This is a genomic window from Terrabacter sp. P2_E3 (assembly GCF_056403915.1).
The window spans coordinates 42,596-68,437 of record NZ_JBFUEN010000011.1 but is presented as its reverse complement, the minus strand read 5'-3'; the positions used below and the strand labels follow the sequence as shown (position 1 = coordinate 68,437).

The window sequence follows — 25,842 nt, the reverse complement described above, 5'->3', positions numbered from 1 at the left end:
ATGTCCGGGTGCGCCGCGACATCGCCGACCTGTTCGAGCTCGACCCGGCCCTGACCCACCTCAACCACGGTGCGTTCGGGGCGGTGCCCCGATCGGTCCGCGAGGCGCAGGACCGCGCCCGGGCCCGCATCGAGGGGGCGCCGATGCGGGCCTTCCGCGACGAGCTCCCCGCGACGCTCTCGGGTGCCCGCGAGGCGGCCGCGACCTTCCTCGGCGTGCCGGCAGGGTCGACCGCCCTCGTGCGCAACGTCACCGAGGCGGTCGGGGTCGTGCTCCAGGGTCTCGGCATCGGCCCCGGTGACGACGTCGTCGTCGGCAACCACGGCTACCTCACGGCCGGCTGGTCCGCCGAGGCGCGCGGTGCGACGCTGCGGACGGCGGTCTTCGGCGTCGACAGCGACCCGGACGACGTCGTGGTGGCCTTCGCGGCCACCGTGACCGACCGCACCCGCCTCGTCGTCATCGACCAGATCACCTCCCCGACGGCCCTCGTCCTCCCGGTCGCCGAGGTGGCAGCCGCCGTCGCACCCGTCCCGGTTCTCGTCGACGCCGCCCACGTGCCCGGAGCCCTGCCGGACCTCGACGTCGAGGCTCTCGGGGTGGCGTTCTGGGCGGGCAACCTGCACAAGTGGGCCTACACGCCGCGCGCCGCCGCCACGCTCTGGGTGGCTCCCGAGCACCGCGACGCGATGCGTCCGCTCGTCACCTCGTGGAGCCACGGGCTGCCCTTCCCCGAGCGCTTCGACCTCCAGGGCACCGTCGACCACTCGTCGTGGGTGGCCGTGCCCGACGGCTTGGCCGCCTGGGCCGCCCTCGGTGGCTGGGAGCAGGTCCGGTGCAACGCCGACCTGCTCCTGCGCGGGGCCGAGCTCGTGCGGGACGCACTCGGCACGGACGGCCCGCACGGCGGCATACCCTCCGCCCCGTGCCTACGCCTCGTCGCGCTGCCCGACGGGGTGGCGACGACGACCGAGGACGCCGAGGCCCTGTGGCAGCGGTTGTATGCCGTCGGGCTCGTCGTGCCGCCCGTGGCCTTCGAGGGGCGCGGCTACGTGCGGCTGGCCGCCGCGCCGTACAACGACGAGGACGACTACGCCCGCCTCGCGGCCGTGCTACCGGGCCTGCTGTCCGACGTCCGAACCGCCTGAACCCGATGCGGCCGATGTCCGCCGGATGTGGAAAGATCGACCGACCGCCGGAACGCTGCCCACGAGGAGGCCCTGCGCCATGACCGACGCCCAGACAACCCCCTTCCACCGGGTCCTTCTCAAGCTCTCCGGTGAGGTGTTCGGGGGCGGGAGCATCGGCCTCGACCCGGCCGTCGTCTCCGGCATCGCCAAGCAGATCGCCGACGCCGTGCGCGGGGGCGTCGAGGTCGCCGTCGTCATCGGCGGCGGCAACTTCTTCCGCGGCGCCGAGCTCCAGCAGCGCGGCATGGACCGCACGCGTGCCGACTACATGGGCATGCTCGGCACCGTCATGAACTGCCTCGCCCTGCAGGACTTCCTCGAGAAGGAGGGCATCGAGACCCGGGTGCAGTCCGCGATCGCCATGCAGCAGGTCGCCGAGCCGTACATCCCGCGCCGGGCCATCCGCCACCTCGAGAAGCACCGCGTCGTCATCTTCGGCGCCGGCGCCGGCATGCCGTTCTTCTCCACCGACACGGTCAGCGCCCAGCGCGCCCTCGAGATCAAGTGCGACGCCGTGCTCATCGCCAAGAACGGCGTCGACGGTGTCTACGACGCCGACCCGCGTACCAACCCCGACGCCAAGAAGCTCGAGACGGTCACGTTCCAGGACGCCATCGTCGAGGGGCTCAAGGTCGTCGACGCGGCGGCCTTCAGCCTCTGCATGGAGAACAAGCTGCCCATGGTCGTCTTCGGCATGGAAGGCGCGGGCAACATCACGCGCGCCCTGCTCGGTGAGAAGATCGGCACGCTGGTCACCAACGCCTGAGCGCCACGGCACCTGCCGCGCGCGAGCACGACCACCGCGAAGCACCCGAACCACCTGTCACCCTGCACCACCCCCGCAGCACCCCCGCAGCACCCCACGAACGAGGGACGAGGAAGCCAGAGCCATGATCGAAGAGACGATGTTCGAGGCCGAGGAGAAGATGGACAAGGCCGTCGAGGTCCTCAAGGAGGACTTCGCGGGCATCCGCACCGGGCGCGCCAACCCGGGCCTGTTCAACAAGCTCACGGTCGAGTACTACGGCGCGCCGACCCCGCTGCAGCAGCTCGCCTCGTTCCAGAACCCCGAGCCCCGTACGATCCTCGTCATCCCGTTCGACAAGTCGGCGATGCACGAGATCGAGCGCGCCATCCGCGACTCCGACCTCGGCGTCAACCCGAGCAGCGACGGCAACCAGATCCGCTGCGTCATGCCGGAGCTGACCGAGGAGCGCCGCCGCGAGTACATCAAGCTCGCCAACCACAAGGCCGAAGAGGCACGGGTCTCGGTGCGCAACATCCGTCGCAAGGCCAAGACCGACCTCGACAAGCTCGTCAAGGACGGCGAGGTGGGCGAGGACGACGGGTCGCGTGCCGAGAAGGAGCTCGACGGCCTGACCAAGAAGCACACCGACCTCGTCGAAGGACTCGTCAAGGCCAAGGAGGCCGAGCTGCTCGAGGTGTGACCTCGATGCTCGACCGATGATGACGACTGACTCCCCGTCGGACCCCGTGGACCCCGCACCCGCGGCCCAGGCCGGCGACGGCGGGGCCGGGCCGCTCGAGCCCGTCCCCTACGACCCTGCGCTCGACGAGCTCGCCGGCCTCCCCGCCGAGGAGGTCATCGAGCAGAAGCAGAGCCGCGCGGGACGCAACCTGCCCGCGGCCATCGGGGTGGGTGTCGGCCTCGGAGCGCTCATCGTCGCGACCCTGCTCATCCGCAAGGAGTCGTTCATCGTCCTCGTCGCGCTCGCCGTGGCCGTGGGCATCTGGGAGCTGCGGGCGGCCCTGCGGCACGCAGCGGTCCGGGCTCCGCTCGTCCCACCGGTCGTGGGCATGGTCGTCATGCTGTGGGCGGCCTTCGTGCACGGGCCTGCCGGTCTCGTCGTGGCCTGGTCGCTGACGTGCCTCGCCGTCGTGCTCTGGCGCGGCACCGGCCGCCTTGACGGAGCCGGGCGCGACGTCCTCGGCGGCATCTTCATCGCCACCTATCCGACCTTCCTCGTCGGCTTCGCCATCCTCCTGCTCGCACCCGAGGACGGCGTCGCTCGTCTCTTCGTCTTCCTCATCACGACCGTGTGCAGCGACGTCGGCGGGTACGCCGCGGGCGTCCTCTTCGGCAAGCACCCCATGGCGCCCACCATCAGCCCCAAGAAGTCGTGGGAGGGCTTCGCGGGCTCGGTGCTGCTGTGCGTCGTCGCCGGCTCGCTCACCGTCCACTTCCTGCTCGACCACTCGTGGGTCATCGGGATCGCGCTGGGTGTCGGGGTGGCCGTCGCTGCGACGGTCGGCGACCTCATGGAGTCGCTCATCAAGCGGGACCTCGGCATCAAGGACATGTCCAACGTCCTTCCCGGTCACGGCGGTGTCATGGACCGGCTCGACTCGCTCGTCGTCGTGGCCCCCATCGTCTGGGCCGTGCTGACGCTCCTCGCCGCCAAGCCGGGCTGACCGGGTGGTCGCGGAGCGGGTGGCCGCGGACCGGGCGTCCGGCTCCGAGGCCGTGCCTTTCGACCAGACCGGCCGGGTCGTGCTCGTGACGGGTGCCGGAAGCGCGAGCGGCATCGGCTTCGCCACCGCACGGATGCTCGGTCGGCTCGGTGCCGCCGTCGTCGTCGCGGCCACGACCGACCGGGTGCACGAGCGCGTCGCCGAGCTCCGTCGCGACGGCGTGACGGCCAGTGGCCACGTCGGCGACCTGACCCGGGAGCTCGAGGCCGGAGCGCTCGTGGCCGCCTGCCTCGCGGAGCACGCTCGCCTCGACGTCGTCGTCAACAACGCCGGCATGACGAGCGCCGCCGACCCCGACCCGCTCGGCGGAGACCTGGGGTCCACCGACCCGTCGCGCTGGCGAGGCTCGCTCGCCCGCAACCTCGACACCGCCTATCTCGTGAGCCGGGCCGCCCTGCCGCACCTTCGGGTGTCCGGGGCAGGCCGGCTCGTGCTCGTGAGCAGCGTCACCGGCGGCGTCATGGCGATGCGGGGCGAGGTCGCCTACGCCACGGCCAAGGCCGCGCTCGTCGGGCTCGCCCGGGCCCTCGCGGTCGACGAGGGCCCGCACGGCACCACGGTCAACGCTGTCGCCCCGGGCTGGGTCGCCACCGGCTCCCAGACCGACGAGGAGGCGCGCGACGGGCGGGCCACACCGCTCGGTCGCTCAGGCAGCGCCGACGAGGTGGCCGCGGCCATCGCCTTCCTCGCCAGCCGTGAGGCGTCCTACGTCACGGGCCAGGTCCTCGTCGTCGACGGCGGCAACGCGGTCAGCGAGCAGCGCGCGCAGGCGTGACCCTTCGAGACCGCCGACGTGAACCAGGCGTGACCCTGGGCGTGGGCACCGGCTGCGGGAGGGCGGCATACGCCCTCGGTGCCGGCCACGGCGCCGGGCCGACCCGTTTTGACTCCACCTGAGAGACTGGAGGGGAGATGACCGACACCCCAGCCCCCGCCTCCGAGTCCGCCTCCGAGTCCGCTACTGAGCCCGCGTCCGTGCCGGCGCCCGTCGTGCTGGCCGAGCCGACGACCGCCCGCCCCGTGCCGGGGCAGCTGACCTTCCAGGCGCCCCGTCGCGGCAAACCGCCGCGGCACCTCGCCGACTTCACGCCGGCCGAGCGCAAAGAGGCCGTGGAGTCGTTGGGGCACAAGGGTTTCCGGGCCAAGCAGCTCTCGACCCACTATTTCGAGCGGCTCGAGGACGACCCCGAGCAGATGACCGACCTGCCGAAGGCCGTGCGGTCCGAGCTCGTCGCAGGCCTGCTCCCGACGCTGCTGACGCCGATCGTCCAGCGCGTCGCCGACGACGGCCAGACGATGAAGTACGCGTGGCGGCTGCACGACGGCGCGATCGTCGAGTCCGTGCTGATGCGCTACCCCAAGCGCGTCACCATCTGCATCTCGAGCCAGGCCGGCTGCGGCATGAACTGCCCGTTCTGCGCGACCGGCCAGGCCGGCCTGACCCGCAACATGTCCGCCGGCGAGATCGTCGAGCAGGTCGTCTGGGCGGCCCGGGCGCTGCGACGGGGTGAGCTCGCCGGGGGCGGTGACGACGACCGCGAGGCGCCGCTGCGCGTCAGCAACGTCGTCTTCATGGGCATGGGCGAGGCCCTCGCCAACTACAAGGCGTCCATCGGTGCGATCCGCCGGCTCAGCGACCCCGCGCCCGACGGCCTCGGCATGTCGGCCCGCGGCATCACGATGTCGACGGTCGGGCTCGTCCCCGGCATCGACAAGCTGACGGCCGAGGGCATCCCGGTGACCCTCGCCCTCTCCCTGCACGCCCCGGACGACGAGCTGCGCAACGAGCTCGTGCCGATCAACACCCGGTGGTCCGTCGACGAGGCGCTCGACGCCGCCTACCGCTACTTCGAGGCGACCGGCCGTCGCGTGTCCATCGAGTACGCCCTGATCCGCGACATCAACGACCAGGGCTGGCGCGCCGACCTGCTCGGCGAGAAGCTCAACCGGCGGGGCCGCGGGTGGGTGCACGTCAACCCGATCCCGCTCAACCCGACGCCCGGCTCGAAGTGGACCGCGAGCCGGCCCGGCGTCGAGCAGAACTTCGTCGAGCGCCTGCGTGCCCACGGCATCCCGACGACGATCCGCGACACCCGTGGCCAGGACATCGACGGGGCCTGCGGCCAGCTCGCCGCGTCGACCGCCTGACCCGTCGACCCGACGACGTGACGGGGCCTGCGGCCGGCTCGGCGCGTCAACCGGCTCACCCGCGTACGCTGGCGGGGTCGTGCCCGGCTCGGGCACTGGTGACGAGTCGCCGGGCAGAGCACGGGGCGGCCCACCAGGAGGTCCTCGCATGGTCCAGCTCAGCCTCGGCGTCATGGCCCGGTCCCTCAAGGAGAACGAGCACCGGCTGCCACTGCACCCCAAGCACGTCGACCGCATCCCCGAGGAGCTGCGCGGGCGGATCTTCCTCGAGACCGGCTACGGCGAGCGACACGGCGTGTCCGACGACCAGCTCGAGCGCTACGTCGGCGGGTTCCTCAGTCGCGAGGAGCTCGTCGCGCAGTGCGACGTCATCCTCGCGCCGAAGCCCCTGCTCAGTGACATCTCGGCCCTGCGGGTCGGGCAGGTGCTCTGGGGCTGGCCGCACTGCGTGCAGGACGCCGAGCTGACGCAGGTCGCCATCGACCGGAAGCTGACGCTCATCGCCTTCGAGGCGATGAACCACTGGAACAAGGACGGCTCGTTCAGCCTCCACGTCTTCCACAAGAACAACGAGCTCGCCGGCTACTGCTCGGTGCTCCACGCCCTCCAGATCGCGGGGATCACCGGTGACTACGGTCCCCAGCGCCGTGCGGTCGTGATCGGGTTCGGCGCCACGGCCCGCGGGGCGGTCACCGCGCTCAACGCGCTCGGGATCGGTGACGTCGACGTGCTGACCCACCGCCAGAAGGCGGCTGTCGCCTCGCCGATCCACTCGGCCCGGATCGTGCACTTCGACACCGACGACACGACGGCGCGCGTCAGCCACGCGGTCACCGAGGACGGCCCGGTGGCCCTCGGGGAGTTCCTCGCCGAGCACGACATCGTCGTCAACTGCGTGCTCCAGGACACCGACGCCCCGATCACGTTCATGACGGACGACGACCTCAAGCGGATGACGCCGGGCAGCATCGTCATCGACGTGTCGTGCGACGAGGGCATGGGTTTCAGCTGGGCGAAGCCGACGACCTTCACCGACCCCACCTTCCTCGTCGGCGACCACGTGCTCTACTACGCCGTCGACCACAGCCCGTCCTACCTCTGGGACGCCGCCACGTGGGAGATCAGCGAGGCGCTGCTGCCCTTCCTGCCGACGGTCATGGGCGGGCCCGAGGCCTGGGACGCCAACTCGACCGTCCGGCGGGCGATCGAGATCCGGGACGGCGAGATCCAGAACCCGGCGATCCTGTCGTTCCAGGGCCGCTCGCCGAAGCACCCGCACCTGCCCCTCGCGACGTGACGAGGCGTCGTATGCCGGGTGCTGCGGCCCGCTCGGGCCCGGCCGGCGCGGGCGTGGCCGTTCAGGCCGGCTCCGCCCGGTAGGTGCGACGGTAGGCGAGGGGCGAGAGTCCCACGGCGGCCGCGAGGTGCTGGCGCAGCGAGGCGCTCGTGCCGAAGCCGGCCGCGGCGGCCACCCGGTCGACGGGCAGGTCGGTCGTCTCGAGCAGGTGTCGGGCTCGGTCGACGCGAGCCCGCGCGAGCCACGTGCCCGCCGTCTCGCCCGTCTCCTCCCGGAAGCGGCGGGTGAACGTGCGCACGCTCGTCCCGGCGTGCCGGGCCAGGTCGGCCAGGCCGATCGGCTCGTCGAGGTGCTCGAGGGCCCACGTCCGTGTCGACCCGGTGCCCGCGTCGGACGCGTCGGGCACGGGTCGCTCGATGAACTGGGCCTGCCCGCCCGCCCGCCAGGGCGCGACGACGGCGCCACGGGCGACCCGGTTAGCGGCCTCGGTGCCGAGGTCGCTGCGCAGCACGTGGAGCAGCAGGTCGATGCCCGCGGCGTTGCCGGCGGAGGTGAGGACGTCGCCGTGGTCGACGTAGAGCACGTCGGGGTCGAGGTGGACGGCGGGGAAGTGGCGGCGGAAAAGGTCCTCGTAGACCCAGTGCGTCGTCGCCTCGCGGCCGTCGAGCTTGCCGAGGCCCGCGAGGACGAAGGCGCCCGTGCAGATCGAGAGCCACCGCGCGTCGGGGCGGGCCCTGCCGGCGAGCGCGACGAGGTCGGCGGGCAGCTCGCCCCGCGTGACGATGGGGGTGTTCGTGATGCCCGGAACGACGACCGTGTCAGCTTGCGCGACCACGGAGTTCGGGTGGGTCGGCAGAGCGGCATAGCCGGCCGACGTCATGACGGGTCCGTCGTCGAGCGTGCACATCGACACCTCGTAGGGCGGGGGAGCGCCGGTGAGGCGGCCGGGCCAGCCGGGGTCGAGGGCGCTCGCGCTGAAGAAGCGGTGTGGCAGCCCGAGCTCGAACGCCACGACGCCGTCGAGGGCGAGGACGGCCACGCGGTGCGGTCGCGGGAGAGCTGCGGTCATGGCCAGATCTTTGCACATCATGTCCTTCTGGCCACTCGTCGTGACGGACTCCGATCCCGCACAGTGGGTCCGTGAGCCTGACCGACCGCCGCGCCGACGTCCCCGACGACGCCACACCCGACCCTGCCGTCACTCCGGGCCGATCCGGCCACCGGATCCACCCGGCCTGGTGGGTCGCCGCCGTCACCTTCCTGACGATCATCGGCGCGGCCGGCTTCCGTTCGACGCCGGGCGTGCTCATGACGCCGCTCCACGAGGAGTTCGGCTGGCCGATGGGCGTCATCGGTGGCGCCGTGTCGGTCAACCTCGTCCTCTTCGGGCTCGCGGCACCGTTCTCGGCGGCCCTGATGGAGCGCCTCGGCATCCAGCGGGTCGTCGCCGTCGCCCTCGTGCTCGTCAGCGTCGGTTCCCTCCTGCCGATCTGGATGACGGCCTCGTGGCAGCTCGTCCTGTGCTGGGGGATCGTCGTCGGCCTCGGCACCGGCGCCATGGCGATGAGCCTCGTCGCGACCGTCACGGGGCGCTGGTTCGTCGAGCGACGCGGCCTCGTCACCGGCGTGCTCACGGCTGCGGGTGCCACGGGCCAGCTCATCTTCCTGCCCGTCCTCGCGTGGCTCGCCGAGAACCACGGCTGGCGCACCGCGGCGATCGTCACCTCGGCCGCCGCCCTGACCGTCGTCCCGCTCGTGCTCTGGAAGCTGCACGACCACCCGAGCGTCCTCGGCATCACGGCCTACGGCGCCCCGGCCGGCACCCCGGTCGGTCGTCCGCCTCGGCCGACGGGCCACCCGGCGCACCTGGCCCTCGCGACCCTGCGTGACGCGGCGCGCACCAAGGTGTTCTGGCTGCTCGCCGGCAGCTTCGCCGTCTGCGGTGCCTCGACGAACGGCCTCGTCGGCACGCACTTCATCCCGGCCGCCCACGACCACGGCATGCCGACGACGACCGCCGCAGGCCTCCTCGCCCTCGTCGGCGTCTTCGACATCGTCGGCACCGTCTTCTCCGGCTGGCTCACCGACCGGGTCGACCCACGGATCCTGCTCGCGGCCTACTACACGCTGCGCGGCGGCTCGCTCTTCCTGCTGCCGGCGCTCTTCAGCGACTCGATGCACGTCAACATGCTCGCGTTCGTCCTCTTCTACGGCCTCGACTGGGTCGCGACGGTGCCCCCGACGATCGCCCTGTGTCGCAGTGCGTACGGCGAGCGCGCGCCGATCGTCTTCGGCTGGGTCTTCGCCTCGCACCAGATCGGGGCCGCCGCAGCGGCCCTCGGGGCGGGTCTCGTCCGCGACCAGGTCGGCACCTACGACCTCGCCTGGTACGTCGCCGGCGCGCTGTGCCTCGTCGCCGCCGTGATGTGCGTCGCGATCACGACCGCTCGTCTGTCAGATGCGTCACCTCGGCGCACCGACTCTGGCGCGGCGGCGCCACCGGCGGCACAGTGAGGCCATGAGCGACGGCGCTTCGACGGCATACCACCGCATCCACGACGACAGCCTGCGCGACCCGGAAGGGTTCTGGCGTGCGGCCGCGGAGGGCATCGACTGGGTGACGCCGCCGACGCGCATCCTCGACGACTCGAGACCGCCGTTCTACCGGTGGTATCCCGACGCCGAGCTCAACGTCTGCTTCAACGCCGTCGACCGCCACGTGGCCGCGGGGCGCGGCGAGCAGCCCGCGGTCCACTACGACTCGCCGGTGACGGGCACGAAGAGCACGCTGACGTATGCCGTCCTGCTCGAGCGGGTGCGCGCGGTGGCCGGTGGGCTGCGTGGGCTCGGCGTCGGCAAGGGCGACCGGGTCGTCATCTACATGCCGATGGTCCCCGAGGCCGTCATCGCGATGCTCGCGTGCGCCCGCATCGGTGCCATCCACTCCGTCGTCTTCGGCGGCTTCGCCCCGCAGGAGCTCGCCGCGCGCATCGACGACGCCGCGCCGAAGGTCGTGCTGTCGGCGTCGTGCGGCGTCGAGCCGAGCCGCGTCGTGCCCTACAAGCCGTTCCTCGACGAGGCCATCCGCCGCTCTGCGCACCAGCCCGAGCGCTGCGTCGTGCTCCAGCGCGAGCAGCTCGTCGCCGAGCTCGGCGAGCGCGACATCGACTGGGCCGACTTCGAGTCCGGCGACGCGGCCAGCGAGGGCAGCGAGTGCGTCACGGTCGCAGCCACCGACCCGCTCTACATCCTCTACACGTCCGGGACGACGGGGAAGCCGAAGGGCATCTACCGCGACTGCGGTGGCTATGCGGTGGCCCTGCGGTGGTCGATGGCCAACCTCTACGACGTCGCCCCGGGCGAGACGATGTTCACCGCGAGCGACGTCGGTTGGGTCGTCGGGCACTCCTACATCGTCTACGCGCCCCTGCTGACGGGCGCCACGACGGTGCTCTACGAGGGCAAGCCCGTGGGGACCCCCGACGCCGGTGCGTTCTGGAGGGTCATCGCGGAGTACGGCGCCGTCTGCATGTTCACCGCGCCGACGGCCTTCCGCGCCATCAAGAAGGACGACTCGACGGCGTCCAAGGTCGCCGAGCACGACCTCTCCCGCTTCCGCGCCCTCTTCCTCGCCGGAGAGCGGCTCGACCCCGACACGTACGAGTGGGCCTCCGCCGCGCTCGGCAAGCCGGTCATCGACAACTGGTGGCAGACCGAGACTGGGTGGCCGATCGCCAGCAACCCCGTGGGGATCGGGCTGCTGCCGGTCAAGGCCGGCTCGCCCACGGTCGCCGTGCCGGGCTACGACGTGCGGGTGCTCGACGCGACGGGCGAGCAGGTCGAGGCCGGCACCGAGGGTGCCATCTGCATCAAGCTGCCCATGCCGCCCGGCACGCTGCCGACGCTGTGGGGCGACGACGACCGCTACGTCAGCTCCTACCTGTCGGCCTATCCCGGCTACTACCTCACCGGAGACGGCGGATACCTCGACGAGGACGGCTACCTCTACGTCATGGGTCGGACCGACGACGTCCTCAACGTCGCCGGCCACCGCCTCTCGACCGGTTCGCTCGAGGCGGCCCTCGCCGGCCACGAGGCGGTCGCCGAGTGTGCCGTGATCGGCGTCCACGACGACCTCAAGGGACAGGTGCCGCGCGCGCTCGTCGTCCTGAAGTCGGGCGTCGACGCCGAGGTCGACGGTGACCGGATCAAGCGCGAGCTCGTCGCCCGGGTGCGGTCAGAGGTCGGGGCCGTGGCAGCCCTGCACCAGGTCGACATCGTCGCCGGCCTGCCCAAGACGCGGTCGGGCAAGATCCTGCGCAAGACGATGCGTGAGCTGGCCGACGGCAGGGCGCCGGCCGTGCCCGCGACGATCGAGGACGCCTCGGTCCTCGAGACCCTGACCCCCGTCCTGCGCGGTCCATCGTCCTGAGGCCCCTCCTGCACCGAACGCAGCGTTCGGTCTCGAGCTCACTGTTCCAACAGCGCGTTCGGCACCGAACGCTGCGTTCGGTCAGGGAGCCGAGGCTAGGGAGTCAGGGAGCGGGGGTTTCCAGGAGGGGGAGGACCTCGTCGACGGAGTCGACGAGGTGGACGGCCGCCTCCATCGGGCGACCGGCGGCGATGGCGCGCAGGGCCGGCCAGACGGGCAGGCGCTCGGTCCAGTGCTCGCGCCCGACGAGGACGAGGGGAGGCAGGGGAGCGCCCTCGGGGGCGTAGTAGAGCGGTGTCACGGCCTGGAAGATCTCCTGCACCGTGCCGGCCGCACCGTCGAGCACGACGATGCCGCCGTTCGACCGGGCGAGCAGCCCCTCCTCGCGGATCGCGTTGGAGAAGTACTTCGCGATGACGTCGCAGAAGACGTTGGGCGGCTCGTGACCGTAGAACCACGTCGGGATGCCGAGCGACCGGGCCGACGGGCCCAGCGTCTCCGACGGCGCCTGGAGCTCGTCCCCGACGATGTCGTGCCGTGCGGCGAGCGCTGTCGTGGCCCACGCCGTCACGTCGGGCCGGAAGCCCGGGACGCTCGCAATGAGACCGACGGCCTCCTCGACGGCGGCTGCGCTCCGGCACAGCGCGCCGAGGTTGGCGGCCTCCATCGCTCCCGGACCGCCACCGGTCGCGACGAGGTGTCCCTCCTCGGCGAGCGCGTGCCCCAGCCCTGCAGCGCCGGCGTATGCCGCTGAGTCCCGTTGCAGGGCATGGCCGCCCATGATCCCGACGACCGATCGCCCCTGGACGAACTCGTCGAGCTCGTCCGTCACCGAGTCGTCGTGGATCGCGCGGACGAGGGTGGCGTACGCGTCGGTGCGCAGCCGCGCGTCGACGAACCACGCGTACGCCTTCGCGTCGGGCGTCGCCGCGTAGCCGTGCTCGAGACCGGCGTAGAGGTCGGTCGGGAAGTAGAGGCCGCGCCACGGGTCGACCGGGGCGTCGGCGATGCCGGGGAAGAGGATCGCGCCCCGGGTCAGCAGCATCTCGGCCACCCGGACCGGCACCGTGCCCCCGAGCACGACGAGGCCGGTCAGGTCTCCGCGGGCCGCCAGCCGGTCGCCGTAGCCGGTGAGGTCGAGGTCCTGGAGCCGCAGTCCGCGCAGCGGTCCGTCGGAGGCGAGGTGGTCGTCCAGCTCGTCGAGCGTCTCGATCTCCATGCGCCCCATCCTGCCCCGGCCGGGTGGCCGAGGAGCGGACCCGGGCGACGTCGCGTCGGCCGCGGCTGACAGGATCGGCGGCATGGTCGGCGTGCTCGAGGGATTCGCGACGATCGCGATCATCGTCGCGGTCGGCTGGCTCCTCGCCGACCGTCGGGTGCTCGACGACTCCGCCCAGGTCAACCTCTCGCGCCTCGCCTTCCACGTCGCCTCGCCGGCGCTGCTGCTCACCGTCATGCAGCGCACCTCGCTCGACGCCGTCCTGTCGGCCAACCTCGTCACGTCGCTCATCAGCTTTGCGATCGTCGTCGGGCTCTACCTGCTCATCGCCCGGTTCCGTTGGGCGGGAGGGACGCTCGGGTCACGGCTCATCGGCAGCCTCTCGGCGGCATACGTCAACGCGGGCAACCTCGGCATCCCGATCGCGCTCTACGTCCTCGGCGACGTCGCGTGGGTGGCGCCGACGCTGCTCATGCAGCTGCTCATCATCACACCGGTCTACATGGCGCTGTTCGACAGCGACGCCCGTGGCGAGCGCCCGACCCTCGGCCGCAGCCTGCGCCGGATGTTCAGCAACCCGATCACCCTCGGTGCGGTGGCGGGCCTGCTCATCGCCGTCTTCGACATCCACCTCCCACGCGTCATCGCGGCGCCCATCGACCTGCTCGGCGCGATGGCCGTGCCGTCGATGCTCGTCGCGTTCGGCATCTCGCTGCGGCGCGGACCTCGCCCGGCGACCGGGCGCACCGCCGAGCACGTGTGGACGATCGTCGTCCTCAAGACCCTCCTCATGCCGGCCATCGCGCTCGGCGTCGGCCTGGCGCTGGGGCTACGGGGCGAGGCGCTCTTCGCCGTCGTCGTGACGGCGGCCCTCCCGACGGCGCAGAACATCTTCACGTATGCCGTCCGCTACCGACGCGAGGTCAACCTCGCCCGTGACGTCATCTTCGTCAGCACCTTCGCATCGGTCCCGGTGATCCTCGGGATCGCCGCCCTCTTCCACTGGCTCGTCGGCGTCTGACCGCCCCCGTCCCCGTCCAGCGAGCGCTCCGTCCCACCGGTGTCGGACGGAGCGCTCACTCGAGTGGTTGGGGGCGTCAGCCCCAGTTGGCGGCCTGGGTGAGGCAGAAGGGGTGACCGCTCGGGTCGAGCAGCACGCGCCACGTCTCGCCCGGCTGCTCGTGGGGCAGCGTCGCGCCGGCCGCCACGCGCTCTGCGGCCGCCGCGTCGAGGTCGTCGACGGCGAGGTCGAGGTGGAACTGCTTGGTGCCGCGCTCGTTCGGCCACGCCGGCGGTTCGTGGTCGTCGACGAGTCCGAGGCCCAGGGCGACGCCACCGGGGCCGGTGAGCATGGCGTACTCGTCCTGCGCGTGCGCGACCTCCCAGCCGAGCACGGTCGACCAGAACGTGGCGTCGCGGCGCGCGTCCGAGCTGTCGAGGGTGAGCATCTTGAGGGCGGCGATGGCCATCGGGATCCCTTTCGTCGGTGACGGTGAGAGGTCAGCATCGCTCGTGCCGACCGTCCCCGTCTTGGACGAACCCGACACCGGGGGCGTGTCGGCGCACCGACGCGCGCGGCGCCCGGTTCCGTGGCCACGAACGCGTCGTGGACCACGGGAACCGAACGCCGCGCGGCGATCCTGGCTACGGAGTGGGTCAGAAACCCCCGAAGTCCCCACCGCCGCCGAAGTCGCCACCACCGAAGTCGCCCCCGCCACCGAAGTCGCCGAAGTCCGAGCCGCCGCCGTCGCCGCCCGCGTCACCGCCGGCATCGCCCGTGTCGCCTCCCGCGTCTCCTGCATCGCCGCTGTCGCCCGCGTCGGCGTTCGCGTCGCCGGCCTCCTGGGCCTCGGGCGAGGAGTCGTAGCCCCCGAGCATCATGTCGGCGAGCGCTGATCCGACGACGACACCCGCGATGGTGCCGAGCATCGAGCCCGCGATCATGCCGCCCATGCCCATGCCACCGCCCATGCCGCCTCGGCCCCCGCCGAAGGCGCCCTGGAGGTAGCCGGGACGGCTCATCTCGGCGCGGGTCGCGCTGCGGGCGAGGTCAGCCGGCTGGTCGCTGCGCGGGCGCTCACCCTCGGGGAGGTCCTCGTTGAGGCGCTGGAGGACCATCTGGCGCTGCTCGGGGGAGAGCTTGGCGAAGGCCTCGGTGTGCACCCTCTCGATGTCCTCCGGCGGCGCGGTGCGCAGCAGGTACTTGTAGCGGGCGATGGCCCGCTCGTCCTCGGACGACGCGCCTCCGCGCGGCGGCGGGACGGCATACGGCGCTCCCGTGGGCGGCTGCTGGGCCCGCTGCTGCTGCTGGAGGGGCTCACGGCCCAGGAGCTTGTCGAGGAATCCCATGTCTTCTCCTTCGTCGGCGGTGCGTCGGCGTCGCACTCGTCGGATACCTACCCCAACGAACGGCACGGACCAGCGTTCCGGACGGTCCGAGCCCACACACGCACGAAGCCACCCGCGAACGGGTGGCTTCGTGGCCGGCGACACCCCCACGGCATACGCACGGAGTCGGGAAGGCTGGGGTCAGAGGTGGTTCTCGGCCTCCGTGAGCACCGAGCGCAGCCGCGACTCGATGTCGTCGAACTGCTCGGGGCCCATGATGAGCGGCGGCGCGAGCTGGATGACGGGGTCGCCGCGGTCGTCGGCGCGGCAGTAGAGGCCGGCGTCGAAGAGCGCCTTGGAGAGGAAGCCGCGCAGCAGCCGCTCGGACTCGGCGTCGTTGAACGTCTCCCGGGTGGCCTTGTCCTTGACGAGCTCGATGCCGTAGAAGTAGCCGGCGCCGCGGACGTCACCGACGAGGGGCAGGTCGAGCAGCTTGTCGAGCGTCGCCTTGAAGATCGGGGCGTTCTGCTTGACCCGGTCGTTGAGGCCCTCGCGCTCGAAGATGTCGAGGTTGGCCATCGCGACCGCGGCGGAGACCGGGTGGCCACCGAAGGTGTAGCCGTGCGGGAAGTAGGTCGTGCCCGTCTTGAACGGCTCGAAGAGCCGGTCGCTCGCGATCATCGCGCCGATGGGGGAGTAGCCGCTCGTCATGCCCTTGGCGCACGTGATGATGTCGGGCACGTAGCCGAAGTCGTCGCACGCGAACATCGAGCCGATGCGGCCGAAGCTGCAGATGACCTCGTCGGAGACGAGGAGCACGTCGTACTCGTCGCAGATCTCGCGGACCCGCTCGAAGTAGCCGGCGGGCGGCGGGAAGCAGCCACCGGAGTTCTGCACCGGCTCGAGGAAGACGGCTGCCACGGTGTCGGGGCCCTCGAACTCGATGGCCTCGGCGATGCGGTCGGCGGCCCAGCGGCCGAAGGCCTTCTCGTCACCCTGCAGGTGCTCGGGGGCGCGGTAGAGGTTGGTGTTCGGGACCTTGTGCGCACCGGGCACGAGCGGCTCGAACATCTCCTTGGCCGCGGGGATGCCGGTGATCGACAGGGCGCCCTGGGGGGTGCCGTGGTAGGCGACGGCGCGGGAGATGACCTTGTGCTTCGTCGGCTTGCCGGTCAGCTTGAAGTACTGCTTCGCGAGCTTCCAGGCGGTCTCGACGGCCTCGCCGCCACCCGTCGTGAAGAAGACCCGGTTGAGGTCGCCGGGGGCGTGGCTCGCGAGCCGCTCGGCGAGTTCGATCGCCTTGGGGTGCGCGTAGCTCCACAGCGGGAAGAACGCGAGCTCCTTGGCCTGCTTGGCGGCCGCCTCGGCGAGCTCCTCACGGCCGTGGCCGGCCTGGACGACGAAGAGGCCGGCGAGTCCGTCGATGTACTCGTTGCCGCGGTCGTCCCAGATCTTCCAGCCCTGGCCCTTGGTGATGATCGGCACGGTGTGGCCGAGGCCGCCCTCGGTGCGGTCCTCGAACACGGAGTGGCGCGTGAAGTGCATCCACAGGTGGTCGCGGGCGGCCTCGGAGTGGAGGGTGCCCATCGGCGTGCGGTGGTCCGAGGTGGGTTCCCAGACCTCGTTCGGGTTGATGCTCATCGTGTACCCCAGTTGTAGAGCTGTTTGTTGAGTTTCAGGTAGACGAACGTCTCGGTCGCCGTGACGCCCGGGAGCGGGCGGATGCGGGTCGTGAGCAGCTCGAGCAGGTGGGTGTCGTTCTCGCAGACGACCTCGGCCAGGACGTCGAAGCTCCCCGCCGTCGTGACGACGTAGGAGACCTCTTCCATGTCGGTCAGCGCGTCGGCGACCGACGTCATGTCTCCCGACACCCGCAGCCCGACCATCGCCTGGCGCTGGAAGCCGACCTGCAGCGGGTCCGTCACGGCGACGATCTGCATGACGTCGGCGTCGAGGAGTCGCTGCACACGCTGGCGCACCGCGGCCTCGGAGAGCCCGACCTCCTGGGCGATGGATGCGTAGGACTTGCGCCCGTCGTGCTGGAGGAGCTCGATGATGGTCTTGCTCACGTCGTCGAGATTGACCGAGGGTTTCTTGGCCCCGTTTCCCCCGGTGTTGGCCACACCTCGGATCGTCGTCATGGGGCGATACTGACCTGTGGAACGCGCTGTTGGCAAGTCCCCGCACAACTGATTCCGAAGATTTATCTCGACAAGTCTTCACGATTGCGAAGGTATGTGTTTAGCATTCCCGCATGACTTCGCAGCCGCGCCAGCTCCGCAACTTCATCGGTGGCCAGTACGTCGACCCCGACGGCGACGCGACGACCGACGTCGTCGACCCGTCCACCGCACAGGTCGTGGCCACGGCCCCCGTCAGCTCCCAGGCGGACGTCGACCGGGCGTATGCCGCGGCGGCCACCGCGTTCGAGACGTGGGGTGACACGACCCCCGGCGAGCGGCAGGCCGCCCTGCTGAAGTTCGCCGACGCCATCGAGGCCCGGGCCGACGACTTCATCCGCCTCGAGGGTGAGAACACCGGCAAGCCGCACGCGCTGACGCAGAGCGAGGAGATCCCTCCGATGCTCGACCAGCTGCGCTTCTTCGCCGGCGCCGCGCGGGTGCTCGAGGGCAAGTCGGCGGGGGAGTACATGAAGGGCCACACGTCCTTCGTCCGCCGCGAGCCGATCGGCGTCGTCGGCCAGGTGACGCCGTGGAACTACCCGATGATGATGGCGATGTGGAAGATCGCCCCGGCGCTCGCCGCTGGCAACACCATCGTCCTCAAGCCCTCCGACACGACCCCCGAGACGACCCTGCTCCTCGCCGAGCTCGCCTCGGAGTTCCTGCCCGAGGGCACCTTCAACGTCATCACCGGCGACCGCGAGACCGGCCGCATGCTCGTCGAGCACCGCACGCCTGCCCTCGTCGCCATCACCGGCTCGGTGCGTGCCGGCATGCAGGTCGCCGAGAGCGCGTCGCGCGATCTCAAGCGCGTCCACCTCGAGCTCGGCGGCAAGGCGCCGGTCATCGTCTTCGACGACGCCGACATCGAGGCCGCCGTGGAGGGCATCGCCATCGGTGGCTACTTCAACGCCGGGCAGGACTGCACCGCCGCGACGCGTGTCCTCGCCGGCCCCCGCATCCACGACGACTTCGTCGCCGCGCTCGCCGAGTACGCCAAGGGCTCGGCCAAGGTCGGCATGCCCGACGACCCCGACGCCCTCTTCGGCCCCGTCAACAACCCGAACCAGGTCGCCCACGTCGGCGGCATGATCGACCGCCTGCCCGACCATGCCCGCATCGAGGCCGGCGGCCGTCGCGCCGAGGGCCTCGGCGAGGGCTACTTCTTCGAGCCCACCGTGCTCGCCGGCCTGCGCCAGGACGACGAGCAGATCCAGAACGAGATCTTCGGACCCGTCATCACGGTGCAGCAGTTCAGCGACGAGGCCGAGGCGCTCGCGTGGGCCAACGGCGTGCAGTACGGCCTCGCGTCGTCGGTGTGGACGCGCGACTTCGGCAAGGCCATGCGCATGAGCAAGCGGCTCGACTTCGGGTGCGTCTGGATCAACACCCACATCCCGGTCGTCGCCGAGATGCCGCACGGGGGTTTCAAGCACAGCGGCTACGGCAAGGACCTGTCCATGTACGGGCTCGAGGACTACACCCGCATCAAGCACGTCATGGCCAACATCGACTCATGAGCTCACGCGCCGTCCGTTCCGGACGGCGCGTACTCGTCTGTCGCACAAGGTATCCAACAGCAGCACTGTCTCGGGTCAGCGTTGATCCCCTCCACCACCAGACCCCCACGAAACCCCTGGAGATGAACCCATGAACGAGAGCTCCTTCGACAAGGACAACCCGATCCTGCGCGCCGCCCTCATGCGCGGTCTCGTCAGCCGGCGATCGGCCATGATGGGCGCGGCCGGCGTCAGCGCGGCGGCCTTCCTTGCCGCCTGCGGCTCAGCGGGGAAGAACCCGACATCGGGTGCTGCCGGCACGGGCGCGGCGAAGAAGACCGCGGCAGCCGCCACCGACATGTCCGACAGCGAGAAGATCATCAACTGGTCGAACTGGACCGAGTACATCGACGTCAACGACAAGACCAAGTCCCGGCCGACCCTCGAGGCGTTCACGAAGCAGACCGGCATCAAGGTCAACTACTCCGAGGACTACCTCGACAACGACGAGTTCTACGCCAAGGTGCGTCCGCTCCTCGACGGCGGCAAGGACACCGGCCGTGACGTCTGGTGCAGCACCGACTGGATGGTCGCCCGCCTCATCCGCCAGGGCTACGTCCAGAAGCTCGACCTCGCCAACATCCCGAACGCCAAGAATCTCGATGCCTCCCTCCAGGAGGTCGAGTTCGACCCCGGCCGGCTCTACTCGCTGCCCTGGCAGAGCGGCTTCGCCGGCATCGGCTACAACCTCAAGGCCACCGGCGGCAAGAAGATCGAGACGATCACCCAGCTGCTCACCGACCCGTCGCTCAAGGGCAAGGTGACGTTGCTGACCGAGATGCGCGACACCGTCGGCCTCGTGATGATGGAGCAGGGCAAGGACATCTCGAAGTTCACCGACGCCGACTTCCAGGCCGCTATCGACGTCATCCAGCAGGCCAAGGACGCCGGCCAGATCAAGGGCTTCACCGGCAACGAGTACACCGACGGGCTCGCCAAGGGCGACATCGCCGCCTGCGTGGCCTGGACCGGCGACGTCGTCCAGCTCCAGTTCGCCGACCCCAACATCCAGTACACGCTGCCCCAGAAGGGCTTCACGCTCTGGTCCGACAACTTCGTCATCCCGGCGCTGGCCAAGCACAAGAAGAACGCCGAGAAGCTCATCGACTACTACTACGACCCCGCCGTCATGGCCCAGGTCGAGGCCTACGTCAACTACATCGCGCCCGTCGCGGGGACCAAGGAGGAGCTGGTGAAGATCGACGAGTCACTGGCCTCCAACCCGCTCATCGTCCCGCCGGCGGACGTGCTGGCCCGGGCCCAGGTGTTCCGCGGCCTCAGCCCCGCCGAGGAGACGAAGTACTCCAAGATGTACGCGTCGATCACGGCCGGCTGACGGTGGACACGAGCAAGGGCGACCTCTCGCTGGTCGCGCTCACGAAGTCGTACGGGTCGTTCACGGCGGTGCAGCCGCTCGACCTCACCATCGAGGCGGGATCGTTCTTCGCCCTGCTCGGCCCGTCGGGCTGTGGCAAGACGACGACGCTGCGGATGATCGCGGGGCTCGACGCGCCGACGAGCGGGCGGATCCGCATCGGTGAGAAGGACATCACCGACACCAAGGCCTACCAGCGCAACGTCAACACCGTGTTCCAGTCCTACGCGCTCTTCCCGCACATGACGGTCATCGACAACGTCATGTTCGGCCTGAAGCGCCGGGGCGACAAGGACGCCAAGCGCAAGGCGCAGGAGACGCTCGAGCTGGTGCAGCTGGCCCAGGTCGGCGACAAGCGTCCGACCCAGCTCTCCGGTGGCATGCAGCAGCGCGTCGCGCTCGCGCGTGCCCTCGTCAACCGCCCGGACGTGCTCCTGCTCGACGAGCCGCTCGGGGCGCTCGACCTCAAGCTGCGACGCCAGATGCAGATCGAGCTGAAGCGGATCCAGCAGGAGGTCGGGCTGACGTTCATCCACGTCACGCACGACCAGGAGGAGGCCATGACGATGGCCGACCGGATCGCCGTGATGAACGCCGGGCGGCTGGAGCAGCTCGGTGACCCGGCGACGCTCTACGAGATGCCGCGGTCGACCTTCGTCGCGAACTTCCTGGGCCAGTCCAACCTGCTGAGGGCCCAGGTGCTCGGGGGGCCGTCCGACGACGGCGTGGTCCGCGTGCGCAGCCACGACACCGAGCTCGAGGTGTCCCGTGAGCACCTGCCCGACGGTGTGACCGACGTGTGGCTCGGCGTGCGCCCGGAGAAGCTGCGTCTCGGCGAGGCCGGTGGTCCCAACCGGCTGCGCGGCATCGTGCGCGACGTCTCCTTCACCGGCGTGGCCACGCAGTACATCGTCGAGATGCCCTGGCGCCAGGAGCTGACCGTCGTCCAGCAGAACGACGGCACAGCGCGGGCCACGCTCGGGGAGACCGTCACCGTGTCGTGGGCCGCGGCGCACGGGTTCGCCCTCGACGCGTCGCAGGACGCCGAGGCCGGTGCGGAGCTGGTGGACGAGCATGGCTGAGTCCGGGGTCCTGCCGACCGCGCCCACGAGCGCGTCGCCGAGCACGCCACGGGCGGCCGGACCCCTGGCCGAGCCGCGCAAGCGGCGCAACTGGGTGCCGTACGCCCTGCTCCTGCCCGGGATGCTGTGGCTCGTCGTGTTCTTCGTCCTGCCGATGATCACCCTCGGGTCGCAGTCCCTGCAGGAGGGGAACGTCGACGACGGCTACGTGTTCACGGGCAACGTCGGCATCTACGTCGACGCCTTCCAGCAGTACTGGCCGCAGATGGTCCGGTCGCTGCTCTACGCGGGGTCCGCGACGGTGCTCGCGCTGCTGCTCGGCTACCCGTTGGCGTACTTCATCGCGCAGAAGGCCGGACGCTGGAAGAACGTCGTCCTCGTGCTCGTCGTCGCCCCGTTCTTCACGAGCTTCCTCATCCGCACGCTGGCCTGGCGCACGATCCTGTCCGACGACTGGTTCATCACGCAGTGGGCGCGCAAGCTGCACATCACCGACCTGCTGCAGGCCGTGGGCCTGACGAGCAACGACTCGCTGCTGTTCTCGCAGTTCGCGGTGATCATGGGCCTGACCTACAACTTCCTGCCCTTCATGATCCTGCCGCTCTACACCTCGCTCGAGCGGCTCGACCCTCGGCTGCTCGAGGCGGCCGGAGACCTCTACGCGTCACCGTGGCAGACGTTCCGCAAGGTCACCTGGCCGCTGTCACTGCCGGGCGTCGTCGCCGGCACGCTGCTGACCTTCATCCCTGCGGCCGGTGACTTCATCAACGCTCGCCTGCTCGGCAACACGCAGACGACGATGCTCGGGTCGGTCATCGACGCGCAGTTCCTCCGGGTGCTCGACTACCCGCTGGCCGCCGCCCTGTCGTTCATCATGCTCCTGACCATCGTGACGATGGTGACCATCTACGTCCGCAAGGCCGGAACGGAGGAACTGCTGTGATGGCCTGGATCAAGAGGCACCTCATCGCCTTCGCCGCGCTCGCGGTCCTCGTCTACATGCTCGTGCCCAACATCGTCGTGGCGGTCTTCTCGTTCAACGAGCCGAAGGGCAAGTTCAACTACAGCTTCAACGAGTTCTCGACTGCGGCGTGGACCAACCCGTGCGGCACCCAGGGTATCTGCGAGTCGCTCGGGCTGAGCCTGCAGATCGGGCTCATCGCGTCGATCACGGCGGCGATCCTCGGCTCCATGATCGCCTTCGCGCTCGGGCGCTACCGGTTCCGGGGCCGCTCGGCGACCAACCTGCTCATCTTCATGCCGATGGCCACGCCCGAGGTCGTCATGGGCTCGAGCCTGCTGACCCTCTTCCTCGCACTGGGCGTGCCCTCCGGCGAGGGCGCGATCCTCATCGCGCACATCATGTTCTGCGTGTCGTTCGTCGTCGTGGCGGTCAAGGCCCGCGTCGCCACGCTCGACCCGAAGCTCGAGGAGGCGGCCGCCGACCTCGGTGCCAACCCGACCCAGACGTTCCTGCGCGTCACCCTGCCGCTCGCGGCCCCGGGCATCGCCGCGGGCACCCTGCTCGCGTTCTCGCTCAGCTTCGACGACTACATCATCACCAACTTCAACGCGAGCCCGAGCTCCATCACGTTCCCCATGTTCGTCTGGGGTGCGACGGCCCGCGGCGTCCCCGTGCAGGTGTACGTCATCGGCACCGTCATGTTCCTCCTCGCCCTGTTGTTCGTCGTGACCGGCCAGGTCATCGGCAAGCGGCGCAACCGTCAGGTGGCCTGAACGCCCATGCGTGTCCTCATGATCGGCTCCGGCGGGGTCGGTGACGCCGCCGCGCGCATCGCCGCCGAGCGTGGCTTCTTCGAGCGCTGGGTCGTCGCCGACTACGACGTGACGCGTGCCGAGCGCACCGTCGCGGCCGTGGCCGGCCGTCATCCCGGGGAGGCTCGTTTCGTCTCGGCCCAGGTCGACGCCTCGTCGGCCGAGGCGGTGACGGCGCTCGCACGCGAGCACGGGGCGACCCATGTCTTCAACGCCGTCGACCCGAAGTTCAACATGCCGATCTTCACGGGCGCCAAGGCCGCCGGGGCCGACTACCTCGACATGGCGATGAGCCTGTCGCAGCGGCATCCCGAGCAGCCCTACGAGAAGGTCGGCGTCATGCTCGGCGACGAGCAGTTCGCCGTGGCAGGGGAGTGGGAGGCCGACGGTCGCCTCGCGCTCGTCGGCATCGGCGTCGAGCCGGGGCTCTCCGACGTCTTCGCCCGCTACGCCGCCGACCACCTCTTCAGCGAGATCGACGAGCTCGGCACGCGCGACGGCGCCAACCTCGTCGTGCACGACGAGGACGGCAACGAGGTCTTCGCCCCGAGCTTCTCGATGTGGACGACGATCGAGGAGTGCCTCAACCCGCCCGTGGTCTGGGAGAGAGATCGCGGATGGTTCACGACCGCGCCCTTCAGCGAGCCCGAGGTCTTCGACTTCCCGGAGGGCATCGGGCCGGTCGAGTGCGTCAACGTCGAGCACGAGGAGGTGCTCCTCATGCCGCGCTGGGTCGACGCCAGGCGGGTCACCTTCAAGTACGGCCTCGGCGACGAGTTCATCACCATCCTCAAGGTCCTGAACACCCTCGGCCTCGACCGCACCGAACCGATCACCGTCAAGGGCGTGCAGGTCTCGCCCCGCGACGTCGTCGCGGCGGCGCTGCCCGACCCCGCGACCATCGGGCCCCGGATGACGGGCAAGACGTGCGCCGGCCTCTTCGTGACCGGCACCGGCAAGGACGGTCAACCCAGGCGCACGTACCTCTACCACGTCGTCGACAACGCCGAGACGATGGCGGCCTACGATGCGCAGTGCGTCGTCTGGCAGACGGCGGTCAACCCCGTCGTCGCCCTCGAGCTGCTGGCCCGGGGCACGTGGAAGGGGGCCGGCGTCCTCGGTCCCGAGGCGTTCGACGCCGTCCCGTTCCTCGACCTGCTCGCGGCACCCAAGCCCGAGGGCTACGGCTCCCCGTGGGGCATCGACGAACGCTGAGCTGCACTCGCAGGGACAGGGGGCCGACGGTGGACACGACGACAGGAATAGGGTTCCAGGCATGGCAGCGGTGACGCAGAAGTCAGTGATCGACTCGGTGCCCAAGGGCCTGCTCATCGGCGGGCAGTGGCGCGACGGCAGCGACGGGCAGACCATCGCGGTCGACGACCCGTCGAGCGGCCGGGTGCTGACCCACGTCGCGGCGGCGTCGGTCGCCGACGGCCGGGCCGCCCTCGACGCCGCCGTGGCGGCGCAGGCCGACTGGGCCCGTACGGCGCCGCGCGACCGCGGCGAGCTGCTGCGGTCGGCCTACGAGAAGATCACCGAGCGCGCGGAGGAGTTCGCGATGCTCATGACGCTCGAGATGGGCAAGACGCTCGCCGAGAGCCGTGGTGAGGTCGCCTACGGTGCGGAGTTCTTCCGCTGGTTCTCCGAGGAGGCCGTACGCATCTCGGGGCGTTGGTCGACGGCTCCCAACGGGGCGACCCGGCTCATGACGATGAAGCAGCCCGTCGGCCCGACGCTGATGATCACGCCGTGGAACTTCCCGCTCGCGATGGGCACCCGCAAGATCGGCCCGGCCATCGCGGCCGGCTGCACGATGGTCGTCAAGCCGGCCAGCCAGACGCCGCTGACGATGCTCGCGCTGGCCGAGCTGCTCCGCGAGTGCGGGCTGCCCGACGGCGTGCTCAACGTCGTCATGACGACGCACGCGACGACGGGCGACGTCATGGAGCCGCTCATCCGCGACCCGCGCCTGCGCAAGCTGACCTTCACCGGCTCGACGCCCGTGGGCCGCTCGCTCATGGAGCAGGCCTCGCAGGGCATCCTGCGGGTCTCGATGGAGCTCGGCGGCAACGCCCCGTTCCTCGTCTTCGAGGACGCCGACGTCGACCGGGCCGTCGACGGCGCGATGCTCGCCAAGATGCGCAACATGGGCGAGGCGTGCACCGCCGCCAACCGCTTCTACGTCCACGAGTCGCTCGCCGACGAGTTCAGCGCCAAGCTGGCCCGCCGGATGGGTGCGCTGACGCTCGGCAAGGGCACGAAGAAGGGCGTCGACGTCGGCCCCCTCGTCGACGAGAAGGCCCGCGACAAGGTGTCGGCCCTCGTCGACGACGCCGTCGCCAAGGGCGCGAAGGTCCTCGTCGGCGGCTCGGCCCCGAAGGGTGCCGGCTGGTTCTACGAGCCGACCGTGCTCGCGGACGTGCCGACCGACGCCGACATGGCCCGCGAGGAGATCTTCGGACCGGTCGCGCCCGTCACGACCTTCCGCACCGACGCCGAGGCCATCCGCCTGGCCAACGACACCGAGTACGGCCTCGTCGCCTACCTCTTCACCCAGGACCTCTCGCGGGCCATCACGATGAGCGAGGCGCTCGAGTACGGCATGGTCGGCGTCAACCAGGGCATCGTCTCCAACCCGGCCGCCCCCTTCGGCGGCGTCAAGGCGTCCGGCGTCGGGCGTGAGGGCGGCTTCGAGGGCATCGACGAGTACCTCGAGACGAAGTACGTCGGCATCGCCCTCTGACGACGGCTGGGCCG

23 protein-coding genes are annotated in these 25,842 nt (G+C 70.7%); 17 read left to right on the top strand and 6 right to left on the bottom strand.

The features are described from left to right. Positions 1-8: 8 nt before the first annotated feature. The 7 genes from AC1DW8_RS16030 (at position 9) to AC1DW8_RS16000 (ending at position 7,128) form a co-directional block, all read left to right on the top strand. Entirely contained in the window at positions 9-1,148 is a 1,140-nt protein-coding gene (locus tag AC1DW8_RS16030; protein WP_478095172.1) for an aminotransferase class V-fold PLP-dependent enzyme, read from the top strand. Between the two features lie 79 nt (positions 1,149-1,227). Next, complete coding sequence (gene pyrH, locus AC1DW8_RS16025) at positions 1,228-1,956, top strand: UMP kinase (protein ID WP_056770006.1); 729 nt, start codon at positions 1,228-1,230, stop codon at positions 1,954-1,956. 124 nt (positions 1,957-2,080) lie between these two features. Next, positions 2,081-2,638: a ribosome recycling factor gene (frr, locus tag AC1DW8_RS16020; RefSeq protein ID WP_056753911.1), complete on the top strand. Its 558-nt coding sequence runs from the start codon at positions 2,081-2,083 to the stop codon at positions 2,636-2,638. Positions 2,639-2,654: 16 nt separating this feature from the next. After that, positions 2,655-3,623 (top strand): phosphatidate cytidylyltransferase, encoded by a 969-nt coding sequence (locus AC1DW8_RS16015; protein WP_056770004.1) that lies wholly within the window; start codon positions 2,655-2,657, stop codon positions 3,621-3,623. 4 nt (positions 3,624-3,627) lie between these two features. Next, positions 3,628-4,458, top strand: coding sequence for an SDR family NAD(P)-dependent oxidoreductase (locus tag AC1DW8_RS16010; RefSeq protein WP_235508604.1), 831 nt, complete (start codon positions 3,628-3,630; stop codon positions 4,456-4,458). A gap of 137 nt (positions 4,459-4,595) precedes the next feature. After that, positions 4,596-5,831 carry a dual-specificity RNA methyltransferase RlmN gene (rlmN, locus tag AC1DW8_RS16005; RefSeq protein ID WP_478095171.1) on the top strand — a complete coding sequence of 412 codons (1,236 nt, stop codon included), beginning with the start codon at positions 4,596-4,598 and terminating at the stop codon, positions 5,829-5,831. A 148-nt stretch (positions 5,832-5,979) separates the two neighbouring features. Further along, a complete protein-coding gene (locus AC1DW8_RS16000) occupies positions 5,980-7,128 on the top strand; it encodes a N(5)-(carboxyethyl)ornithine synthase (protein ID WP_478095170.1) in 1,149 nt (382 codons plus the stop codon). 61 nt (positions 7,129-7,189) lie between these two features. On the opposite strand, the gene AC1DW8_RS15995 is transcribed toward AC1DW8_RS16000, so the two are convergent. Next, entirely contained in the window at positions 7,190-8,197 is a 1,008-nt protein-coding gene (locus AC1DW8_RS15995; RefSeq protein WP_478095169.1) for a GlxA family transcriptional regulator, read from the bottom strand. 71 nt (positions 8,198-8,268) lie between these two features. Here AC1DW8_RS15995 and AC1DW8_RS15990 point away from each other — a divergent pair, with 71 nt between their 5' ends. Together AC1DW8_RS15990 and AC1DW8_RS15985 are read left to right on the top strand one after the other, a co-directional pair. Continuing rightward, a complete protein-coding gene (locus AC1DW8_RS15990) occupies positions 8,269-9,642 on the top strand; it encodes an MFS transporter (RefSeq protein ID WP_056824650.1) in 1,374 nt (457 codons plus the stop codon). A 4-nt stretch (positions 9,643-9,646) separates the two neighbouring features. After that, complete coding sequence (locus AC1DW8_RS15985) at positions 9,647-11,560, top strand: propionyl-CoA synthetase (protein WP_478095168.1); 1,914 nt, start codon at positions 9,647-9,649, stop codon at positions 11,558-11,560. A 103-nt stretch (positions 11,561-11,663) separates the two neighbouring features. On the opposite strand, the gene AC1DW8_RS15980 is transcribed toward AC1DW8_RS15985, so the two are convergent. Beyond that, on the bottom strand, positions 11,664-12,779 hold the full coding sequence (locus AC1DW8_RS15980; protein WP_478095167.1) for an LOG family protein: 1,116 nt from the start codon (positions 12,777-12,779) through the stop codon (positions 11,664-11,666). Here AC1DW8_RS15980 and AC1DW8_RS15975 point away from each other — a divergent pair. Continuing rightward, complete coding sequence (locus AC1DW8_RS15975; protein WP_478095166.1) at positions 12,778-13,800, top strand: AEC family transporter; 1,023 nt, start codon at positions 12,778-12,780, stop codon at positions 13,798-13,800. The genes AC1DW8_RS15980 and AC1DW8_RS15975 overlap by 2 nt on opposite strands. 76 nt (positions 13,801-13,876) lie before the next feature. On the opposite strand, the gene AC1DW8_RS15970 is transcribed toward AC1DW8_RS15975, so the two are convergent. The 4 genes from AC1DW8_RS15970 to AC1DW8_RS15955 form a co-directional block, all read right to left on the bottom strand. Beyond that, on the bottom strand, positions 13,877-14,248 hold the full coding sequence (locus tag AC1DW8_RS15970; protein WP_478095165.1) for a VOC family protein: 372 nt from the start codon (positions 14,246-14,248) through the stop codon (positions 13,877-13,879). Between the two features lie 187 nt (positions 14,249-14,435). Continuing rightward, positions 14,436-15,128: a hypothetical protein gene (locus tag AC1DW8_RS15965; protein WP_478095164.1), complete on the bottom strand. Its 693-nt coding sequence runs from the start codon at positions 15,126-15,128 to the stop codon at positions 14,436-14,438. Between the two features lie 180 nt (positions 15,129-15,308). Continuing rightward, positions 15,309-16,748: an aspartate aminotransferase family protein gene (locus AC1DW8_RS15960; RefSeq protein WP_200959024.1), complete on the bottom strand. Its 1,440-nt coding sequence runs from the start codon at positions 16,746-16,748 to the stop codon at positions 15,309-15,311. Continuing rightward, on the bottom strand, positions 16,745-17,248 hold the full coding sequence (locus AC1DW8_RS15955; RefSeq protein WP_020142725.1) for an Lrp/AsnC family transcriptional regulator: 504 nt from the start codon (positions 17,246-17,248) through the stop codon (positions 16,745-16,747). The genes AC1DW8_RS15960 and AC1DW8_RS15955 overlap by 4 nt, the downstream gene beginning before the upstream one ends. Positions 17,249-17,361: 113 nt before the next feature. Here AC1DW8_RS15955 and AC1DW8_RS15950 point away from each other — a divergent pair, with 113 nt between their 5' ends. The 7 genes from AC1DW8_RS15950 (at position 17,362) to AC1DW8_RS15920 (ending at position 25,828) form a co-directional block, all read left to right on the top strand. After that, positions 17,362-18,810 (top strand): gamma-aminobutyraldehyde dehydrogenase, encoded by a 1,449-nt coding sequence (locus tag AC1DW8_RS15950; protein ID WP_478095163.1) that lies wholly within the window; start codon positions 17,362-17,364, stop codon positions 18,808-18,810. A 130-nt stretch (positions 18,811-18,940) separates the two neighbouring features. After that, positions 18,941-20,185 (top strand): polyamine ABC transporter substrate-binding protein, encoded by a 1,245-nt coding sequence (locus AC1DW8_RS15945; protein ID WP_056824667.1) that lies wholly within the window; start codon positions 18,941-18,943, stop codon positions 20,183-20,185. Continuing rightward, complete coding sequence (locus AC1DW8_RS15940; RefSeq protein ID WP_056772413.1) at positions 20,182-21,306, top strand: ABC transporter ATP-binding protein; 1,125 nt, start codon at positions 20,182-20,184, stop codon at positions 21,304-21,306. The genes AC1DW8_RS15945 and AC1DW8_RS15940 overlap by 4 nt, the downstream gene beginning before the upstream one ends. Beyond that, positions 21,299-22,249, top strand: coding sequence for an ABC transporter permease (locus AC1DW8_RS15935; protein ID WP_200959028.1), 951 nt, complete (start codon positions 21,299-21,301; stop codon positions 22,247-22,249). The genes AC1DW8_RS15940 and AC1DW8_RS15935 overlap by 8 nt, the downstream gene beginning before the upstream one ends. After that, positions 22,249-23,043 carry an ABC transporter permease gene (locus tag AC1DW8_RS15930; protein ID WP_020142720.1) on the top strand — a complete coding sequence of 265 codons (795 nt, stop codon included), beginning with the start codon at positions 22,249-22,251 and terminating at the stop codon, positions 23,041-23,043. The genes AC1DW8_RS15935 and AC1DW8_RS15930 overlap by 1 nt, the downstream gene beginning before the upstream one ends. A gap of 6 nt (positions 23,044-23,049) precedes the next feature. Then, positions 23,050-24,297: a saccharopine dehydrogenase family protein gene (locus tag AC1DW8_RS15925; protein WP_478095162.1), complete on the top strand. Its 1,248-nt coding sequence runs from the start codon at positions 23,050-23,052 to the stop codon at positions 24,295-24,297. A gap of 61 nt (positions 24,298-24,358) precedes the next feature. Continuing rightward, positions 24,359-25,828, top strand: a complete 1,470-nt coding sequence (locus AC1DW8_RS15920) for an NAD-dependent succinate-semialdehyde dehydrogenase (protein ID WP_056769972.1) — start codon at positions 24,359-24,361, stop codon at positions 25,826-25,828. The last annotated feature ends 14 nt before the right edge of the window (positions 25,829-25,842 follow it).

What these genes read in the sequence shown, in the direction of transcription:
- AC1DW8_RS15970 (WP_478095165.1), bottom strand. Translation starts at nt 14,248, where the DNA reads ATGGCCATCGCCGCCCTCAAGATGCTCACCCTCGACAGCTCGGACGCG.
- AC1DW8_RS15985 (WP_478095168.1), top strand. Translation starts at nt 9,647, where the DNA reads ATGAGCGACGGCGCTTCGACGGCATACCACCGCATCCACGACGACAGC.
- AC1DW8_RS15935 (WP_200959028.1), top strand. Translation starts at nt 21,299, where the DNA reads ATGGCTGAGTCCGGGGTCCTGCCGACCGCGCCCACGAGCGCGTCGCCG.
- AC1DW8_RS15950 (WP_478095163.1), top strand. Translation starts at nt 17,362, where the DNA reads ATGACTTCGCAGCCGCGCCAGCTCCGCAACTTCATCGGTGGCCAGTAC.
- AC1DW8_RS15965 (WP_478095164.1), bottom strand. Translation starts at nt 15,128, where the DNA reads ATGGGATTCCTCGACAAGCTCCTGGGCCGTGAGCCCCTCCAGCAGCAG.
- AC1DW8_RS15945 (WP_056824667.1), top strand. Translation starts at nt 18,941, where the DNA reads ATGAACGAGAGCTCCTTCGACAAGGACAACCCGATCCTGCGCGCCGCC.
- AC1DW8_RS15980 (WP_478095167.1), bottom strand. Translation starts at nt 12,779, where the DNA reads ATGGAGATCGAGACGCTCGACGAGCTGGACGACCACCTCGCCTCCGAC.
- frr (WP_056753911.1), top strand. Translation starts at nt 2,081, where the DNA reads ATGATCGAAGAGACGATGTTCGAGGCCGAGGAGAAGATGGACAAGGCC.
- rlmN (WP_478095171.1), top strand. Translation starts at nt 4,596, where the DNA reads ATGACCGACACCCCAGCCCCCGCCTCCGAGTCCGCCTCCGAGTCCGCT.
- AC1DW8_RS15930 (WP_020142720.1), top strand. Translation starts at nt 22,249, where the DNA reads ATGGCCTGGATCAAGAGGCACCTCATCGCCTTCGCCGCGCTCGCGGTC.
- AC1DW8_RS16000 (WP_478095170.1), top strand. Translation starts at nt 5,980, where the DNA reads ATGGTCCAGCTCAGCCTCGGCGTCATGGCCCGGTCCCTCAAGGAGAAC.
- AC1DW8_RS15995 (WP_478095169.1), bottom strand. Translation starts at nt 8,197, where the DNA reads ATGACCGCAGCTCTCCCGCGACCGCACCGCGTGGCCGTCCTCGCCCTC.
- AC1DW8_RS15920 (WP_056769972.1), top strand. Translation starts at nt 24,359, where the DNA reads ATGGCAGCGGTGACGCAGAAGTCAGTGATCGACTCGGTGCCCAAGGGC.
- AC1DW8_RS15925 (WP_478095162.1), top strand. Translation starts at nt 23,050, where the DNA reads ATGCGTGTCCTCATGATCGGCTCCGGCGGGGTCGGTGACGCCGCCGCG.
- AC1DW8_RS15975 (WP_478095166.1), top strand. Translation starts at nt 12,778, where the DNA reads ATGCGCCCCATCCTGCCCCGGCCGGGTGGCCGAGGAGCGGACCCGGGC.
- AC1DW8_RS15955 (WP_020142725.1), bottom strand. Translation starts at nt 17,248, where the DNA reads ATGACGACGATCCGAGGTGTGGCCAACACCGGGGGAAACGGGGCCAAG.
- AC1DW8_RS16015 (WP_056770004.1), top strand. Translation starts at nt 2,655, where the DNA reads ATGATGACGACTGACTCCCCGTCGGACCCCGTGGACCCCGCACCCGCG.
- pyrH (WP_056770006.1), top strand. Translation starts at nt 1,228, where the DNA reads ATGACCGACGCCCAGACAACCCCCTTCCACCGGGTCCTTCTCAAGCTC.
- AC1DW8_RS15960 (WP_200959024.1), bottom strand. Translation starts at nt 16,748, where the DNA reads ATGAGCATCAACCCGAACGAGGTCTGGGAACCCACCTCGGACCACCGC.